Raw genomic sequence first — 21,019 nt, forward strand, 5'->3', positions numbered from 1 at the left:
AAATGGTCGTACATCAGTTCATAAAAAAAGTTGTGTCAGAGGAGAAAAGCTTCCTGACACAACTCGAAAATGTTAACGTATTACTCGATACATCTAAAAGTTACTTGGCTAGTCGATAACAGAAAATCTCGGTTCGTACAAATTGTGACCCAATCAATGACTTTTGGCACATTTACGCAAAGGAGACTAGGTTCGCATTCTGAAACGTAGGTAACATCATTATCACAAATTTCAGGGCGTGGCGATATGTGTCGGCCCGTGATTTGGATGTTCACATTCGTTTCAGACGTGATGCTTTGAGCTAATTGTAGAGAGAGAGCGATGCCTGTAAATTGTCCGTTTACACATAGTAGCGTAGTATCGCAATCTATCACGTTCGTTTGGCATACAACGTTTGTTCCTTTCGGTGCACATAAGATAACGCGCTCTCGTACAATCACATCAAATGAATCACTCACACAAGAGCCGTTATCACCTGTAACTGAGACAGTAAGTGTAATCGTACTCAAAAGTTGAACAATTTGAAGTGTAGCAATTGATCCATCCTTTAAAACAACTTGCACGTTTTTACGATTAGCAGGATTTACTTCTCCACATATGACATTAACAATGTGACACGAAAGGATTGGATTGATTAAGTCACAAGGGTTAAACGGTGGAACAGGCTCACGTGTTAAAATAATTTGCACAGGTGTAATTTGACCAGCAAATACCGTTGCCTGTGCTGTTCCGGTTACAAATCCTGTTGCTGAGACGCGGACTGTATACACATCAGGTTGTAAGCCTTCAATTAAGAAGTTACCAAATTCGTCTGTTCTGGCGGTTGCGACCACTTCACCGTCTACATTCACAATCTCTACGAGTGCTCCAGCAATTGGTTCGCTATCTTCCGCACTCAACACCGTTCCACTAATCGCTCCGAATGCCGTTGCTCGATTAAGTGCAAAGTTCACATCAAGACGACTTTCGCCTTCTGCAAGAGGCACAATTTGTTGCGCTTCTTGGTAGCCTTCTGCCGTAACGAATACAGTATACGTGTCTGGTGTAAGGTTTTGGAAGAAGTATTGACCGTTTGCATCTGTAAACGTAAAGGCGACGAGTCTTCCTTCCCTGTCAATCAGATCTACTTGCGCATTGACAATTGGAGCATTTGTTTCTGCATCGAATACTCTTCCAGCAATTACGCCACCTTCTGTTTGTCTCCGCGTTAATTCAAAGTCAAGTGTTTCGGTTTCACCAGCTTGCAGTTCAACGGTTGAAGATGCAGATAGATAACCAGGAGCAGATGCGATGACGGTAAAGGTACCTTGTGGTAAGCCTTCAATCACATAATTTCCATTTTCATCTGTTAACCCAAAAGCAATCGATACACCTGCCTCATCAAACACTTCAACGAGTGCACCGACAATTGGCAATCCAGTATCAGCATCTACCACTCGACCTCTCAATGTAGCAGGGTTTCCGACTAACTCAAAGTTCACGGTTGCGACTTGGTTTGGTCGTATGGTGACAGATTGTGTTTGTGCTTGGAAGTTCACGTTCAGTGCAACAACTTGATACGTTCCTGGCGCTAAATTAGATACGAGGTAATTTCCATCATCATCAGTTTGTGTTGTCGCAACGACAATGCCTAAGCTGTTGATCACACGAATACGCGTATTTGGTAGTGTTGCTCCCGTACTTGCATTGGTTACTCTTCCTTGAATGGTTGCTGTTTGAGCTAGGAGTAGAAATTCAAATGTGACGGTTTGACCAGCAAATACAGTCGAGTTAAATGCTTCTGTACCAAATCCTGTTGCTGTCGCAATAATGGCAATCGTTCCTTCAGCCACACCGGTAAATTCAAAGCGACCCAATGCATCCGTAACCACTGTAGCAAAAATAGGACCAGAAGCACTTTGATAACGCAGTGTGACTGTTGCGCCTGCAATCGGTGCTCTTGTTTCAGCATTTAATACAGTTCCGTTGACGGTTGCAAACAAGCGAGTTAGTTGAACATTTAATTGTGTTGTTTCACCTGCGCTAATAGTCGCACCTGCAGCTAAGCGCTGGAATCGTTGAGCTGTAAAGATGACACGGTAATTGCCAGGTGTTAGTCCGTCGATGCGGTATTGCCCGAAACGATTTGTTAAAACGGTCGCCACAAGTCCGTTTGTAATGTCGAATACTTGCACAGAGGCTCCTAAAATTGGTTCACCAAATTCATCTGTAACCGTACCAGCGAGCAGTCCAGGAGTTGGGCTAAGAGATAGTGTGACTGTTGTTGTTGTATTCGGCTGTAAGAGAACAGCTCGTGAATCCGTCCCAAATCCTGCTGCATTTGCTGTAATAATAATAGATCCAGGTGGCAAGCTTGGAATTGTAAAGTTGCCATTTACATCGGTCGTTGCAATCGCAAGAATTTGACCTTCAGGAGTTGTAGCAGATACAATGGCACCTTGAATTCCTTCACCTGTGTTAGCATTAACAACGCGACCCGTAACTGTAGCTGGATTCGGTTGCAGTAAAATGGTGACAGCTGTGTTTTCACCTGCGACAACAATGGCACCTGCTGTTCCCGTAATAAATCCTTCAGCAGAAGCGGTCACGACATACGTTCCTGGCGCTACATTTGGGAAGGCAAATTGACCGCTTGAATGAATCGTTGTTGTTAAAATGAGAATGCCGTTTTCATCGAATAAGGAAACTGCAATGTTTGATCCTGTAATCGGCTGACCTAAATTGTTTAATACAACACCACTTATTGAACCAATGATACGCGACAAGATAACATCGACTGTCGTAGTTGAATCAGATTCAACAATAGCGCCAACTGTTTGAGTATCAAAGCCAGAGGCACTTACTGTGACAATATAAGAGCCAGGGGCTAAACTTTCCACTCTGTATTGGCCGTCTTGATTTGTAATAGTTGTGGCGACAATTATGCCAGCAGGACCTGTCAGGCGAACGGTAATAACGGCGCCTGCGACCGGGTCGCCATTTTCATCGGTAATCGTTCCAATAATGGAGCCAGGATTTGCACGTAGAACGAAATTGACATCGTCACGCTGTTCACCTTGAATGAGTGTAAGACTTGATAGCAATGATTGAAAGCCAGGTGCGGATACAACGACTTTAAATGTACCAGCAGGAAGGTTTCCGATTGCATACGTGCCATCTGGACCTGTTACACCAAAGTTAAGAATGTTTTCATTTTGATCTAAAATTCGAACAACAGCATTGTTAATCGGTGTGCCATCTTCCGTTGTAACTGTTCCGGATATCGAAGCTGGGTTCGGCTGTAAGAATAAGTTAGCAGCAGTCGCTCGATTTGACACAACTGATGCGCCAGCAGATGCACTTGCAAAATTGAATGCAGATCCAAGTACGAGGTAATTACCAGGCTGTAATCCTGTAAATTGGTAATTTCCTTGTTGATCGGCAACAGCAAAGGCGAGTGGAACTAAGCTTTGATCCGTAAAGAGTTGGACAATTGCGCCTGGAATGGGTTGATTTGTTTCTGCGCTTCGTACAGTACCAAAGATGGAACCAGGGTTTCCGGCTAGTGTAAAGTTCACTGTCACCGTTTCTCCAGGTGATGCTTGGAAGCTTGACGAAGCAAATTGGAAATTCGGTTCAGTCACTGAAAGAACGTAGTTTCCAGCTGTAAAGCCTGTTAACAAGTAGCTTCCATCATTATCTGTTTGAATACGACGGACGAGTACACCTTGCTCGTTAAATAATTGAACAAGTGCATTCGCAATGCCACGACCACCTTCATCAGTTACTCTTCCTCGAACAGCACTAGGAAGAGGAGTAAGTGCCACATTTACAATCTCTGTTTCGCCAGGGTCCACTCGCACAGAAATGACTTCAGAGCCAAATGATGGTGTTCCACTTATAACAACCGTATACACATTAGGAGCTAAGCCCGTAATTTGATAAAAACCATTTTGATCTGTTACCGTTGTAGCAATAATTGGACCAGCAGGACTAAGGGCGCGGATGATTACACTCGCACTCGCAATTGGTTGACCTGTTGCTTCATTCGTAATTTGACCTTGAATTATACCAGGATTTGGAGTCAGTGCTACAGCTAAAATTGTTACGGTATTCGCATTGATAACAAACCCTCGTAATTCACTACCAAAATTTGATGCGCTAATCACGGCTGTATATTGTCCTGGAGTCAAATTAGCCACAGTAAAGTTCCCTTGACTATTTGTCACGACTGTTCCAATAAACGTACGATTTTGATCGAATAGTTGAATGGTTGCGCCTAAAATCGGTTCATTCGTTGATGCGTTTGTTACTTGACCCGATAATGTTCCTGGGGAAGGAGTCAAAGATAACGTTGTAGAAGTCACTTCTCCAGATGTTAAAATAACGGATGTTGTCGCATTGCCAAACCCAGGTGCTTGTGCGGTAACAAGGAAAGAGCCAGCAGGTAGGTTTGAAAATGTAAATGTGCCATTGTCACCACTTATACCTGTTGCAACAATCACGCCATTTGGTCGAACGATGGTAAGTGAAGCACCCACAATGCCGTCACCTGTCGTTGCATTGACAATTTGCCCAATTAACGTTGCTGGTAAATCTGTTAGCGTAACAACCACGTCTGTTTGTTCATTTGCGGTTACGTTCGCACTAACCGTATTGGCTGCAAATCCAGGTGCAGTCGCATTGACTAAATACGTTCCTGGTTCTAAATTTAATACGGTGAATGTGCCATCTTCTTGTGCAAGTAGAGTTTGAATTAAAACAAGTTGTTCACTAAAAATCTTCACTTGAATGTTTTGCCCGGTAACTGGATTTCCTTGTACATCTACAATACGTCCTAAAACGCTTCCAGGTAGAGGGCGTAAAGCGGCATTTAAAATCGTTGTAATTCCTGATACAAGTTGTGCCCCAAGCACGATTGTGCCAAAACCATTGCTTAAGAAGGTGACTGTATAAGACCCAGGTGCTAGATTCTGAACCGTATAACGTCCATCAACATTCGTAAATGTAGACGAAATAATTAGTCCAGCTTGATTGCGTACAACCACACTCACTCCGACAAGTGGTGAATTGTTTTCAGCATTGACAACTGTTCCTGTTAGCGTACCAGGATTAGCAATAAGAACGAAGTTAACGTCGGCTTTTACTTCACCTGGAGCGAGTGTCACGCTGCTTGTAGCTGTTGAAAATCCTGAAGCTGTCACAATCACGCGATATGTTCCAGAAGGAAGGCCTTCAACGACATACGCGCCGTTGCTACCAGAAATTCCTGTTCCAAGTACGGTTTCATTTTCATCGACGACTCGAACCGTTGCGTTTGAAATAGGAGCCCCATTTTGGTCGACAATCGTACCAGAAACCGTCGCTGGATTTGGCTGGAGCGCAAGGTTTGCTAAGGATTGCTCGTTTGCTACAACGGTCGTACCGATGCTTCCTCTTGCGAAATTCGTTGCATTCGCCACAACCGTATACGTGCCAGGAGCAATACCGATGAAGCGATAGCGACCGTTTTCATCTGTCACCGCATTCGCAATCGGGATTAGTCCTTGAGCAGAGAATAATTGAACAGCTGCTCCGGCAAGTGGAAGTCCTGTTTGGGTGCTTGATACAATACCAGTAATCGATCCGGGATTTGGCTGTAACGCCACGTTGATGACAACGGTCTGACCTGCTGTAATAATAAAACCAACTGTTTCACGCTGAAAATCTGCATTTACGACAATGAGTGTATACGTGCCAGGAGTGAGCCCTTCAAGGCCATAGCGTCCATTCGAATTTGTTTGCACGACACCGATAATAACCCCATTTCCATCAATGACGCGAACGAACGTGTTAGCTAGTGGATCTCCTGTTTGTGCATTTGTTACCGTACCTTGAACGATACCAGGATTCGGTGGTAACGCTAATTGAACCAATGCTGTTTCATCTGCATTGACAATGACGGATGCTGCTTGGGTACCGAAGTTTGCAAGTGTAGCAATAACGGTATACGTTCCCGGAGCAAGATTAGGAACGGTGAACACGCCATTTCCATCCGTTGCGGAACTTGCAACAATCGGTCCGGTTGGTGAAAATTGACGAACAACAATGCTCACGCCACCAAGTGGTTGATTCGTTTGTTGATTCACAACTGTACCTTGAATAGTTCCAGGATTGGGGACTAAATCAAAGTTTAGAATAGCTGTATCGTTTGCGACAACTTCGACTTCTTGAGCGACACTTCCAACATTTTGAGCAGATGCGATGACTCGATATGCCCCAGGACTTAAATTCGTCACAAGATATTGGCCGTTTTGAGTGGTAACGACTGTCGCCACAAGCGCTCTTGTAAAATCAAATACTTGAACAGTGGCTCCAGCAATCACTTCTCCCGTTTGTGCATTTCGCACCGTTCCTGTTAGAGCTCCTGCTTGTGGAGATAGCGCAAGTGTCACAGAATTTACAGCACCTGGACCAAGTTGAACGGAAGCAGAGGCTGAACCGAATCCAGGTTGTGTGGCAGTAGCAGTAAGAGTGACCGTATTTGGCGGTAAGTTTTGAATGATAAATTGCCCGTTTATGTCACTTACAGCACTTCCAACGATAAGCCCATTACGATCTGTCACTGTTATAATGACACCTGACAACGGTTCTTGCGTTACTGCATTAATCACAAGACCGTTAACTGTAGCTGGATTTGGAGTAAGTGGTACAGTAATGGTCGTCACTTCATTCGCAACCACATTGGCACTTGCTACAGCTGTTCCGTAATTTGGTGCCGTGACTTGAATGATATACGTGCCAGGGGATAAATCAATGATTGTGAACGTTCCATTCGTGTTTGCAAGCAATGTTTTAATTAAGGTGCCATTACTATCAAATACTTGCACTTGAATATTTGAACCGGTAATAGGATTTCCAGCTATATCTGTGACAGTTCCACTGATCGTACCTGTAAGCAGTGGAAGCCCTAAGTCGACAACCGTTGTAGAAGCTGCTTGAACGATTGCTCCAACAGTAATCGTTCCGAATCCAGTGGCTGTTCCAACGACCGAATACGAACCAGGTGCAAGACCTTCAACAAAATAGTTACCGTCAGAATCCGTCGTATCTGATGCCACGATGATACTCGTTCCTCCAACAGTACGAACGACAGCGATGGCGCCCACAATTGCTTCTCCGGTATCAGAATTAAAGATTTGACCAGTAATGTTTCCAAATAGAGGGCTTAAATCAACATTCACATTTTGTAACACTTGCCCAGGCGTCACCGTAACAGCTGTTAAATTTGTGGCAAATCCAGATGCCGACACAATAACAGTTAACGTTCCTTGTGGTAAGTTACTAATTGAATAGTTTCCATTCTCATCTGTAATCGCTGTTCCTAACACCGTTTCGTTTTGATCAATAATGCGTACCGTTGCGTTTGGTAAAGGAGTTCCCGCTCCTGTAATTGTTCCAGAAACCGTCGCTGGATTTGGTGTTAATTCAATGGAAGCAACAGTTTGTTCCCCGGCTGTAATAACAGCTCCTACACCTCTTCGTGCATAGTTTGTAGCGGTTGCCACAACATTGTACTCACCAGGCGCTAAGCCTAAAATCGTATATTGACCATTTGAATCTGTGACAGCTTGCGCAACCGGTGTGATGCTTTGAGAAGGGAAGACTAGGACAGTCGCGTTTGCAATTGGCCCGCCTGTAAATAAATCAGTGACAACGCCTGTTAATGTTCCAGGGTTTGGAGTGAGATTGACGTTAACCGTTGTCGTTTGATTTGGTGCGACTGTAAATCCAACGCTTTGCTGTTGAAAACCTGCATCCGTTACGACTAGCGTATAAGAGTCCGCAGGAAGACCTTCGACTGCATAAAAACCGACTGCATTTGTCGTTACTTCATCAACAAGTGTTCCGTCTCGGCGAATGACACGAACTGTCGCTCCTTCAATTAGTGTCGTTCCGCTTCGAACGGTTCCTTCTACAGCTCCAGGGGAAGGAGTAAGGCCAATCGTCACAGTAGAAGTCGCGTTCGCAAAGACAACCGTTGTCGCAGATTGGGTACCAAAATTTGTTGCTTGTGCAATAACCGTATACGTACCAGGTGGCAAGTTTGATACAGTAAAGACACCTGCTGCATCTGTTGTGGCTGTTGCGACAATAGGACCTGAAGGAGAGAATTGACGAATAATAATGGTTGCTCCTTCAATCGGATTGCTTGTTTGCTGATTAATAATCGTCCCAGTAATTGAACCGACAAGTGGTGCTAAGCTAACTGAAATTTGTTCCGTTTCTCCAGGTGTGAGTGTGACAGTTTGAGTAGCTGATTCAAAATTAGGTGCTGACACTGTCACATCAATGGAGCCTGCTGGTAAATTCACAAGTTGGAAGGTTCCGTTATTGTCAGTGACTGTAGTAGCAATAAGTTGACCATTGATAGATGCGGTAACCGTTGCGCCTTGAAGTGGTGTGTTTGTTTGTTGATTGAACACTTGCCCTGTAATGGTTGCTGGATTCGGTGTTAAAGGAATCGATACGGTTGTTGTTTGATTTGCTTGAACAATGACTGTCACAGAATTTGTTGCATAATTAGGTGCTTCAGCAACGAGTGTATACGTGCCAGGTTCTAAATATAAAACTGCAAACGTGCCATTTGGTTGAGCGGTAACAGATTTGATGAGTAAGTTGTTTTCATCGAATACTCGAACAAAAATTGTTGTACCTGTAATTGGATCTCCATTTGAGTCTGTGACTGTACCTGAAATCGTACCTGTATCAACAATGAGAGCGAAATTAGCTGTTGTTGTTTGATTACTTGTTACGGTCACGGTTTGAGTTTGTGTGCCAAAATCAGATTTGGTTACAGTGACCGAATATTGTCCTGGTGCTAAGCTTGGTGCAACATAATTACCTGCTTGATCTGTATTAACCGTTTGAACGACAATGTTTCCTGTGTTAATGGAACGTACGGTAATCGTGGCTCCTGCAATTGGTGTTCCTGATGATGAATCAGTCACTTGCCCGGCGATCGTCCCTGGATTTGCTTGTAGTGGAATGTTCACATTCGTTAAAACTTGAGCTGGCGTAAGCGTAACACCGATTGTGTTCGATCCAAAATTCGGTGCACTAGCCAACACAGTATACGTGCCTGGTGCAATGTTTCCGATTGTATAGTTTCCATTTAAATCAGTCGCACCAATGCCGACTACATTTTGATTTTGATCTAATAAACGTACGGTTGCATTTGGAATGCCGTTTCCGCCAAAGTCGGTGACTCGCCCAAAAATTGCGCCAGGTAAAGGAGGGAGTGCGAGCGTCACTGTTGTTGTATCATTTGGTGTCACAATTGCGCCTACCGCGACAGAACCGAAGTTAATTGCTCGCGCTACAACGGTATATTCACCTGGCTCTAAGCCAATGACTGTAAACAATCCATTTTGATTCGTAATGGCATTCGCAACTGGAACAATGCTTTCAGATTGAAAAATTTGAATAACTGCACCGGCAATTGGATCTCCCGTTTGAGCACTTGTCACTGTTCCAGTAATCGTACCAGGATTTGGAATGAGTGAAATGTTTTGTGTCACTGTTTGATTAGATGAAACGGTAAAACCAATCGTAATTCGTTGGAACTCTGGGTTAATGGCAACGAGAGTATACGTCCCAGGAGCTAACCCTTCCACTCGGTAAATTCCGTTTACATCTGTTTGCGATGTGGCAACTATCACGCCATTAATATCAACAATCCGAATGAGTGTGTTTGGTAATACGTCACCTGTTTGCGCACTCGTGATGGTTCCGGTGACGGTACCTGGGTTCGGTGGTAAGTTTAATAGAACAGTTGATACTTCGTTCGATTGCACAAAAGTCGAGGCTGCTTGCGTACCGAAGTTCGGTTGCGATGCAACGACCGTATACGCGCTCGGTGTAAGATTAAAGACTGTAAATTGTCCTTGTGAATTGGTTGTTGTTGTAGCGACAATCGGCCCAACCGGCGAGAACTGACGAATGGCAATGCTTGCTCCGGCAATTGGTGCACCTGTTTGTTGATTAAATACCGTACCTGTAATCGTCCCTGGATTTGGTGGTAAGCTGAAATCTAGCGTTGTGGTCGTGTCTGCTGTGACAGTAGTATCCTGTGTGACAGAGCCGAATTTGACAGCAGTCGCAGTGACACGATACAAGTTCGGTGCTAGATTTTGAAGTTCATAGACTCCATTTTGATCTGTCTGAACAGTTGCTACTAATGCTCGGGTAAAATCAAATACTTGAACAGTCGCACCTGCAATGGTATTACCTGTTTGCTCATCAACTACGGTACCACGCAGTGTTCCAGGATTTGGCGTTAAACTTAATGTCGTCGCTTCAATTTCACCTGGTGTGAGTAAAACTGCTTTTGAATCGCTGCCAAAGCCTTGGGCAATTGCTGATACAATCAATGTTGTTGCTGGAAGGTTTGGAATCGTGAAATTCCCGTTAAAATCACTTGTACCTGATCCAACAACGATGCCATTAAGATCTGAAATTGTTACAATTGCGCCACTAATTGTCGCACCTGTTCCGGCATTTATCACTTGCCCGGTTACCGTAGCTGGATTCGGTGTTAACGTTACATTCGCTTGTGTCGTTTGGTCTGAAACGACGACTGCACTTGTTGTTGTAGCAGCAAAGTTTGGTGATGTAATGACGAGCGTATAGCTTCCAGGAAGAAGGTCGAGTACATTGTACGTGCCGTCAGATGAAGCGAGTAACGTTTTTAACAACGTACCACTTTGGTCGAATACTTGAATTTGCGTATTTTCTCCTAAAATTGGACTGCCTTGTAAGTCGGTAATCACCCCCGTAATGGCCCCTACATTTGGGAGAAGAACAATGTTAGCAATTGTTGTAACGTCACTTTGAATGACTGCGCCTACCGTTGCTGTGCCAAAACCATTTCGAGACGCAACAATTGTATAAGAACCAGGAGCTAACCCGCTAATAAAATAACGTCCATCAATATCCGTTACTGTGTTCGCCACAATCACTCCAGCGCCTCCAACGAGACGAACAATTGTAATGGCACTCGGAATCGGATCGCCAGTTTGCCCATTTGTAATTTGGCCTGTTAAGTTGCCTGGGTTAGGCGTTAAGACAAAATTGACATTTTCAATAAAATCACCAGCTGTAAGCGTGACGCCGCTAATTTGAGTAGAGAAAGTAGCAGCAGCGACAATAATAGTATGAGAGCCTGGTGGTAGATTGCTAATTACATAATTTCCATTTTGATCCGTTAATGCTGTACCTAAAACGACTTCATTTTGGTCGATGACCCTCACGCTCGCATTTCCGATCGGTTGCCCACCTGTGCTTGTTACAACGCCACTAATTGTTGCAGGATTTGGAAGAAGTCCAAGATTGGCAACAGTCGTTTGGGTGGCAAAAACAGTCGCTCCAACCGCTCCCCTTGCATAGTTACGCGCATTTGCGGTTACCACATACTCGCCAGGTGCAAGCGCTACGATTTGGTAATTCCCGTTTTGGTCGGTTACAGCATTGGCAATAGGAACGAGACTTTGAGCAGGAAATACTTGAACAAGCGCTCCTTCAAGTGCTAATCCTGTTTGTTGATCAACTACGCGCCCGGTAATTAGCCCTGGATCTGGTGTAAGCGCAAGGTTGACGGTCGTTGTTTCACCTGATGCAACAGTAAAGCCAATCGTTTCACGCTGAAAATTAGGTGATACAGCAATCAATAAATAGTCACCCGGTGCTAATTCGTCTACTCGATAATTTCCATTTGCATCAGTTTGTATTTCTTGAATGATAACGCGGTTGCTATCTAATACGCGAACGAACGCCCCTGATAATGGATCGCCTGTTTGAGCATTTGTAAGAGTTCCTTGAGCGGTTCCAGGATTCGGTGCAAGCGCCAATATCACAGTAGAAGTAGCATTCGACTGAACAAAAACAGACGCTGCTTCACTTCCGAAATTTGGAGCCAAACTGATAACCGTATAAGAACCAGGAGCTAAATTATTGACGGTGAAAAACCCACTTTGATCTGTTGATAAAGTTGCGACAATTGGTCCAGTAGGTGAGAACTGACGAATCACAATCGAAGCTCCAGCTAATGGATCACCTGTTTGTTCATTCACAACTACCCCTTGAATGGAACCAGGATCAGGTGGTAAAAAGAAGTTCAACACTGTCACTTGATTGACAACGACGGTTGTTTCTCCTACGATACTACCAAAATTAGTAGCAGAGACAATTACGCGATATTGCCCTGTGGATAAATTTTGCACTTCATAGAAACCAAATTCATTGGTAACTAACGTTGCGACAAGGCCACGTGTAAAGCTGAACACTCTCACCGTTGCCCCAGCAATGGCCACACCTGTTGAGTCGTTAACGACTGTACCTTGAAGTGTCCCTGTTTGTGGCGATAACGAAATGGATGTTTCAAGCACTTGCCCAGGAGCAAGAATAATCGATTGTGAGACGCTGCCAAAGTTATCTGCAGTAATCGAGATGTTCAATGTTTGTGGAGGCAGGTTTTCAATCGTTACAAACCCATTTGCATCGGTTACACCATCGCCGACAATCGTTCCAGTTGGTAACGTTACAGTTACAATCGCCCCAGCAATCGGCTCTCCCGTTTCTTCGTTAATCACTTGAGCAATAACAGTAGCAGGATTTGGCTGTAAAATAGCTGTTAAATTTGTTGTTTGTTCTGATACAACAGTTGTGCTAAAGGTTCCAGTTGCGAAATTTGGAGCTGTAAAGGTTAATTGATACGTCCCTGGAGGTAGATCGAGAATAGTAAACGTACCGTCTTCATTTGCTAAAACTGACTTAACAAGCTGACCACTTTGATTAAATACTTGAATTTGAAGATTATTTCCAGTGATTGGATTACCTTGCGGGTCAGTTATAGTCCCTGTAATTGTTCCTGTAAGTGGTGTTAAAGAAAGATTAGCGATAGATGTTGCATCACTAATAACGGTTACACCAACAGAACCTACTCCAAAACCACTTCGACTCGCGGTTACGACATACGTACCAGGAGCTAAGTTATTCACAAGGTAGTTTCCATTGTTGTCTGTTGTCGTGCTTGCGACAATCACTGAAGTCGCGCCAACTTTTCGAATAATCACCTCTGCTCCAGCAATCCGTTCGCCAGTTTGTTCATTTGTGACGGTTCCTTGAACAGATCCTGGATTTGGTGTGAGTTCAGCGTTTACCCCTGTAAGAACCTGACCAGGTGTTAAAGTGACACCAATTATTTGTGTGCCAAAGTTAAGTGCTGACACAATGACAGTTTGTGATCCAGGAGGGAGGTTCCCGATTGTATAATTTCCATTTTGATCAGTCACGCCGATTCCGAGCACCGTTTCGTTTTGATCGATAATGCGAACTGTCGCTCCTGCGATTGGCGTGCCGTCTGTTGAAACAACCGTACCACTCACCGTTGCTGGATTCGGTACTAAGAAAAGATTAGCAACAGCAGTTGCATTCGGTGAAACAGTTGCCCCTACTGCGTTACTGGCATAATTAAAAGCTGTACCAACAATCACGTATTCACCAGGTTCAATACCAGAGATGGTGTACGTGCCATTTTGGTTCGTGATAGCATCTGCAATAGAAAGTAAGCTTTGTGCAGGAAACACTTGAACCAGAGCGCCAACGAGTGGAAGACCTGTTTGTGCATCGACGACCGTTCCTGTAATCGTGCCAGGATCAGGTGTTAATGCACGATTTAAAGTGACAGTACTACCAGCTCCAACAACCGCACCGACTGTACTGCTTTGGAAATCTGGGTTCGAAAAGACAACGGTATACGTTCCTGGAAGTAATCCTGAAACAAAGTAATTTCCATTAATATCTGTTTGAACCGTTGCTACTAACACACCATTATCATTAAGCACACGTACTTGCGTGTTCACAATCGGTTCACCTGTTTGAGCAGACGTTATTTGCCCTTGAATGGACCCTGGATTTGGCGGTAAGGCGAGTGAAACGGTTGAAACTCCATTTGATTGCACAATGGTTGTCGTACTTTGTGTTCCGAAGTTCGGGTTAAATGCCGTAACCGCATACGTTCCTGGTGCAAGGTTCAAAACAGTAAATTGTCCGCTACTATCTGTTGCTGTTGTTTGAGCGATTGGCCCAGCTGGTGAAAATTCACGTACAATAATCGTCGCTCCAACAATAAAGTCACCGGTTTGTTGATTCACAACCGTACCAAAAATCGATCCGGGGTTTGGTGGCAATGCAAAATTAACAGACGTCACTTGATTTGAAAACACTTGAACATCTTGTAACAATGATCCGAAATTGGTTGCTGTTGCGATCACTCGATAAAAGCCAGGTGCTAAGTTTGTAAATTGATAAAAACCGTTACTATCAGACACGACTGTTGCGACGAGGGCATTTGTAACATCGAATACTTGAATCGTTGCGCCAACAAGTGGATCACTCGTTTGCTCATTCGTTACAAAACCGCTAATTGCTCCAGGATTTGGTGTTAAGCTTAATGTTGTAGTCGCTGTACCACCAGGCGTTAAAATCACAGAACGAGAATCAGATCCGAAGTTTGGTGCCACCGCTGACACAATAACGGTCGTTGGAGGTAATTCAGAAATGACAAAGTTTCCGTTATTATCAGCCACCGTGTTCCCAATTGGAAGACCGTTTACATCGGTTACTGATACAATGGCTCCAGCAACTGGTACACTTGTTGACGCGTTGATAACTTGACCTGTAACGGTTCCAGGGTTTGGTGTAAGTGGGACAGTAATGACTGTTACTTCATTTGCAACGACAAAGGCGCCAACTGTGTTTGCCGCATAATTTTGTGCCAAAACAGTCAGTTGATACGAGCCTGGTGGTAGGTTATCAATTAAGAACGTCCCGTCTGATTGAGCGGCGATGGTTTCAAGTAAAAGGCCGCTTTGATCAAACACACGTATTTGAATTGGGATATTTAATAATGGATTTCCTTGAATATCAACCACTGTTCCAGAGATTGAACCAACAAGGCGAGACAAGGCGATGTTCGCTTCTGTTGTTGTGTCGCTGACGACGATGGCGCCAACCGTTGCAAGCGCAAAGCCTGTAGCTGAACCGGTCACTGTATACGAACCTGGCTGTAATCCATTTACAACATAATTCCCAAAATCATCAGTCGTAGTCGAGGCAACAACGACCGGAATTCCCGCAACGGTCCGAACAACCGCAATCGCTCCAATGATCGGCTCACCTGTATCTGCTGTGGTAATTTGTCCGGCGATACTACCTGCATTGGCTGTTAAGGTAAAGTTCACATCAGTAACAATTGCTCCTGGTGTTAAAATGACTCCACCTAGCTGAGCGCCAAAGCCTGGAGCACTAACAATCATTTGTTGATTTCCTTGTGGTAAATTTGCAATCGAATAGTTTCCAAATTCATCTGTTACCGCCGTGCCAAGGACAATCTCATTTTGATCTAACACACGAATGGTGGCATTGCTAATCGGATTACCAGTGTCTGACGTGACCGTACCTGAAATTGTTGCCGGATTTGGTGTAAGGAAAATGTTCGATGAAGTTGTTTCATTCGATCGAACCGTAATCCCTGTTGAAGAAGACGCGTAATTTTGATACGACGCGACGAGAATATAAGCACCAGGTGCTAATCCAGATAGAAAATAGCCACCAAATGCATCGGTTACGAGTGTGGCAATTGGGTTTAAGCCAATTGCAGGATACACAAGTACAGCAGCACCGACAAGCGGTGTGTTTGTTTCAACATCAAACACTTGCCCTGCAATTGAACCAGGGTTTGCAATTAAATTTGCGTTAACAACAGACGTTTCATTCGGCTGTGCAGTAAAACTTAACGTTCGAGCTTGGAACGTTGGGTTGCTAAAAGGAATCGTGTAATCACCAGCCGTAAACCCTGTAATTTGATAAAAACCATTCACATCTGTTTGCGTTTGCGTCACAAGAATACCGTTATCATCAATTAACTGAACAAGCGTATTTACAATCGGTTCGCCTGTATCAGCGTTCAGAACGGTTCCTTCTACAGCAGAAGGCAATTGTTCAAGTGTGAAATTTAAAGTCGCTGTTTCGCCAGGGGTTAACGTAACTGACGATGCTTGCGATCCAAATGAAGGCTCAAGAACAATGACAGTAAATGTCCCTTGTGGTAAGTTTGGAACAACGTAAAAACCGTTTGAGTCCGTAACAGTTGTCGCAATAATTGGGCCAGAAGCCGTAAATTGACGAACAATCACACTTGCACCAACGACTGGAGCACCTGTTGCCACATTTGTTACGCTACCTTGAATTTGTGATGGATTCGGTTCTAATGCGAAGCTGGCGACGGTTTCAGTGTTTGACGTAACTGTAAAGCCAACTGTTTGACTTGTAAATCCTTGAACAGTCGCAATCGCTGTATAGTTGCCTGGTGCTAAACTTGGAACAGCATATTGTCCGAGTGCATTGGATACAACCGAAACAACCGCAGCACCTGTTTGATCAAAAATTTGCACGCTTGCTCCAGCGAGAGCATCTCCATTCTCACGATTGACGACAAATCCTGTGACACTACCGGGGTTTGGTGTAAGTGGAAGGGTAGTTGTCGTCGTTTCACCTGCAACTAAAATGACAGCTCGCGATGCGGTTCCGAAATTCAGCGCATCAGCTGTTGCGATAAATGAGCCAGCCGGTAAGTTTTCAATACGAAACGTGCCATCTTGACTTGACGTACCTGCGCCAATTAAAACCCCTGTGTTCGGATTGATAATCGAAATAAGACTACCTGCAATGCCAACACCTGTTTGTTCATTAATCACTTGCCCTGTTAATGTAGCAGGGGAAGGCTGAAGTGAAACAGTCGTTTGTGTCACTTGATTCGCTTGCACTTGAACGCTAATGGTTGTTGCTTGGAACCCAGGGGCAGAAGCGTTGATTACATAGCTACCTGGTAATACATCAAAGAACGCAAATGTTCCATCCGGTTGTGCGAGAACGGTTGCAATTAACACGCCGTTTAAATCGAGTAAGCGAATTTGTAAATTTGGTCCTGTAATCGGGCTTCCGTTTTGGTCGACGAGCTGACCGGAAATGGAGCCGTTTAGCTCACGTAATGAAATATTGGCAATAGACGTTGTATCACTCACAACGATGGCCCCAACCGTATCTGTTCCAAACGTAGGGAACGAAGCGGTCACCGTGTAGCTTCCTGGTGTTAAGTTTTGAACAAGGAAGTTTCCGTTTAAATCGGTTGTCACTGTCGCAACAATAATGCCAGCACCAGTTGCTTGGCGAATTACAACGGTCGCATTAATAAGTGGCTCCCCATTTGCTTCGTTCGTCACAAGTCCACTTAGTGCACCAGGGTTTGGAGTAAGCGAGAAATTAACATTTGGTACGTTACTACCAGGCTGTAAGGTCACACCTGTAAGTGAATTGCCAAACGACGGAGCGGTAGCGGTAACCGTGAATGACCCAGGTGGAAGATTTCCGATTGAATACGCCCCATTCGCATCAGTTCCAGCCGTTCCTAAAATCGTTTCATTTGCATCTAACACACGAATTACAGCGTTTGAAATTGGACTTCCATCTGTATCACGTACCGTACCAGAAATGGTTGACGGATTTGGATTTACCGTTAAATTAACGGTTGTTTGGACATTTGAAGCGACAATGGCTCCAGCAGATTCAGTTGTAAAGTTTGGTGCTGTAGCTGTCACAATATAGTTCCCGGGAGCTAAATTTAAAAATTGATACGCACCGTTGCTATCGGCTACTGTACTTTGAATGAAGATATTTTGATTGTTGTATAGCTCGACTACCGTATTTGGTTGAGCAGGAGAAACGGTTCCGACAATTGAACCTGGATCTGGTGCAAGATTGACAACAGTAACTGTTGTTGTACTTGCTAAGACAATGGCTCCAGCGATATTCGTTTGGAAATTCGTTGCGCTCGCAACAACGTTATAATTGCCAGGTGGTAAGCCTTCGACTGTATAATTTCCTTGACTGTCGGTTAAAGCAACTTGAATTTGGACGTTGTTTTGATCAACAACACTCACAGTCGCCCCAGCAATCGGTGTTCCGTTACTTCTCACTTGACCGGTAATAAGACCAGGGCTTGGTGCTAATGCGATAGTTACCGTTCCTTGTTCCCCAGGAGGTACCGTGACAGTTGCAAAGTTCGTTTGAAAGTTCGATGCTGATGCTACAAGTGTATACGTTCCTGGTGCTAACTGCGGTGCAAGGAAATTTCCTTGTAAATCAGTAAAAACGGTAGAAATTACACTGCCATTTGCATCTAAAATACGTACTTGAATTTGAGCCCCAGAAATCGGCTCACCCGTTTGTTGATTCGTTACGGTTCCGACGATTGAAACAGGATTAAATGCTAATGTAAAGTTTAACGTTGTTGTTTGATTCGATTGAATCGCTGTTCCTTGACTGGCTGTTTGAAGCGTTGGAGCGGTTGCTGTTACGACGTACGTTCCTGGTGCTAAGTTCGGGATTGTATATACACCGTTTTGATTCGTAACACCTGTACCAACAATAGCGCCACCAATGTTTGTGCGCACATTAAGAATGGCACCTGCTACAGCTTCTCCGTTTGAATTTGTTACCGTCCCTGTTAATGTGCCTGGATCTGGGTTAAGCGAGAAGGTAACCGTTGTAGTTGTAAAACCAACGACTTCTGCCCCTAGTAGCTGTGATTGAAAGTTCTGCGCGGTTGCTGTTACTGTATAGTTTCCTGGTGCTAAGTTTGGAATGGTGTATGAGCCATTTTGATCTGTACTAACGGATGCAACAAGATTGTTGTTTAAAAAGACATTGATGATCCCACCAACAAGTGGTCCACCTTGATTGTTCGTCACCGTTCCACTAATAACTCCGACAATTCGATTGAGTGTCCCATTTAATGTTGTTGTCGCATTCGGTTGAAGAATGGCACCCGTTGTTTGACTAGCATAACCAGGCTGCCCAAACGTGACGGTATAGCTACCTGGTGCAAGGTTTGCGACAGTATATTGTCCTTGTGCATTCGTGGTGGCGGTTGCGACTGTAATGCCGCCTTGATTCACAATATTAACAGAGGCCCCGGCTAAAACAGTATTCGTTTGCGCATCTCGTACCGTCCCTGTTAAAGTTCCTGGAGAAGGTTGTAACACGACATTTTGGGTGGTTGTTTGACCTGCTTGAATAGTAAAGCCGAGTAAGCCAGTTTGGAAATTTTGAGCGGTTACGCGAAGCTGGAAGGTTCCTGGAGCTAGCTGACTAATCGTATACTGCCCTTGTGCATTCGTTGTCGCAGTTGCGATGACATTATTTCCAGCATCCAACACTTCCACAAGTGCCCCAGCAATCGCGGCTCCTCCTGGGTTTGTCACTGTTCCAGTGACGGTGCCAGGTGATGGTGCAAGCGTAAAATTTGCTGTTGTTGTTTGTCCAGATGTCACCGTAATTCCACGAGACTGCGCTTGAAAGTTTGTTGCGCTTGCGGTAATTGTATAGTTTCCTGGTGTAACATTTGAAATGGTATATTGTCCTTGTGCGTTCGTTGTCACGGTCGCAATGACATTGTTCAATGAATCAATGAGTCGAAGGGTAGCTCCAGCAATCGGTGTGCCACCAGAATTTGTCACAGTACCGGTGACGGTTCCCGGAACAGGTTGTAAAATGACATTCACAATTTGTGTTTGCCCTGCTAAAACAGTTGTGGATTGAGTGAGAGTTGTGAATCCTGCAGCGATAAAAGTGAGATTATACGTACCAGCAGCAAGTTGCGTGAAGCTATAGTTTCCTTGTGCATTCGTTGTTGTGGTTCCAACAAGCACGTTCGTCGAATTTCGTAGTTCCACGGTGACGTTACTAAGGGGTAAGCCTGTTTGCCCAGAGGTGACTTGCCCGGTAATCGCAGAAGCCGCTGCGACGGTGACATCATTAAACGCAACGGCATTCGCTAATTGCGTACCTGTTTGGTTATCAATACCAGAAGCTGTTACCGTATTCAGTCGTCTTGTGCCTGCTGATGTGAATGTACCGGTTACTGTATATGTTAATGTAGCGGTTTGTCCTACTGCAAGGTTACCGATGTTCCATGATAGCGTGCGATTAGACAAGTTAAACGTCGTTGTTCCAGTAGAAGCTGTAATAGAGCTTACATTCGATAAGAGATCAATGTTAAACACATCTGTTACATTTACTTGCCTTGCTAATGACCGTCCTGTATTGCTAACGGTTACCGTTTGCGTCCAAGTAGTCAGATTTCCAGTTAATACAGAAGTCGGACCTGATGAAATGACTTTCGTTGCATTTAATCGTGCGCGACTATCGACATCATCAGGTGAAACAGGATTCGTTAATGCATCGATAAATTTAAAGCCCTCTGACGTTCGCAATGAATCTTTATTGTAGTTATTTGCATTTGCTGACGTAAAGAAAATGAATCGTAAATCAGTAGAGGAACTAATGCCTAACGTCTGAAAAAATTGAGCAGCGGGATATTGAAAATCCACAAAATAATCTGGATTTCCTCCGAAGTTAGAACCATCGTTTGTTAATGTTGCGCGTGCTACATCAAAGTTGGCAATGGGCTGCGTGAAATTAGGCGTCCCGCGTCCATCGGTTCCTTCAGCGGGGTCATTCCACGAGTTAAAGACTTGCTGTGTATTTTCAATTAAATTGATGGTGTTGTTTAAACCGTTTACGTTCGCGAGCCAATTGTAAACACCTGGTGTACCGGTTGTGTTAATAAGTACACCCCATGCAAAGTTACGAAACCCTGTTAATTGTGAATTTCGCGGATCTGTGTTCACCCGAAGTCGAAAGTAAATAGTTGTTCCATCATAGGACACGAAAGCAGCGGGAAATTGCGTATTTCCTACAATGTCAGTTGAGGATGGTGATTCATCTCCAACCACATCAAAGAGCGGCTGTGCGCCTAGGAAGATAGGTTGAAATTGCTCATTTGATGGAAAAGCCATGTATATACCTCCTTGAAAAAGTAATCTTTACAACTTATTGTGTAGACAAAATGTGCGTGATACATAAAATATTATTTTGGGTG

1 protein-coding gene is annotated in these 21,019 nt (G+C 44.2%); it reads right to left on the reverse strand.

Features of this window, described 5'->3' with window-relative positions; genetic code table 11:
• Window positions 1-80: 80 nt before the first annotated feature.
• Complete coding sequence (locus DIS06_RS15000) at window positions 81-20,936, reverse strand: BMQ_0737 family morphogenetic spore coat protein (RefSeq protein ID WP_110114042.1); 20,856 nt, start codon at window positions 20,934-20,936, stop codon at window positions 81-83.
• Between the last annotated feature and the right edge of the window lie 83 nt (window positions 20,937-21,019).

This window comes from Bacillus sp. CGMCC 1.16541 (genome assembly GCF_003184905.1).
GTDB lineage: Bacteria > Bacillota > Bacilli > Bacillales > Bacillaceae_H > Priestia.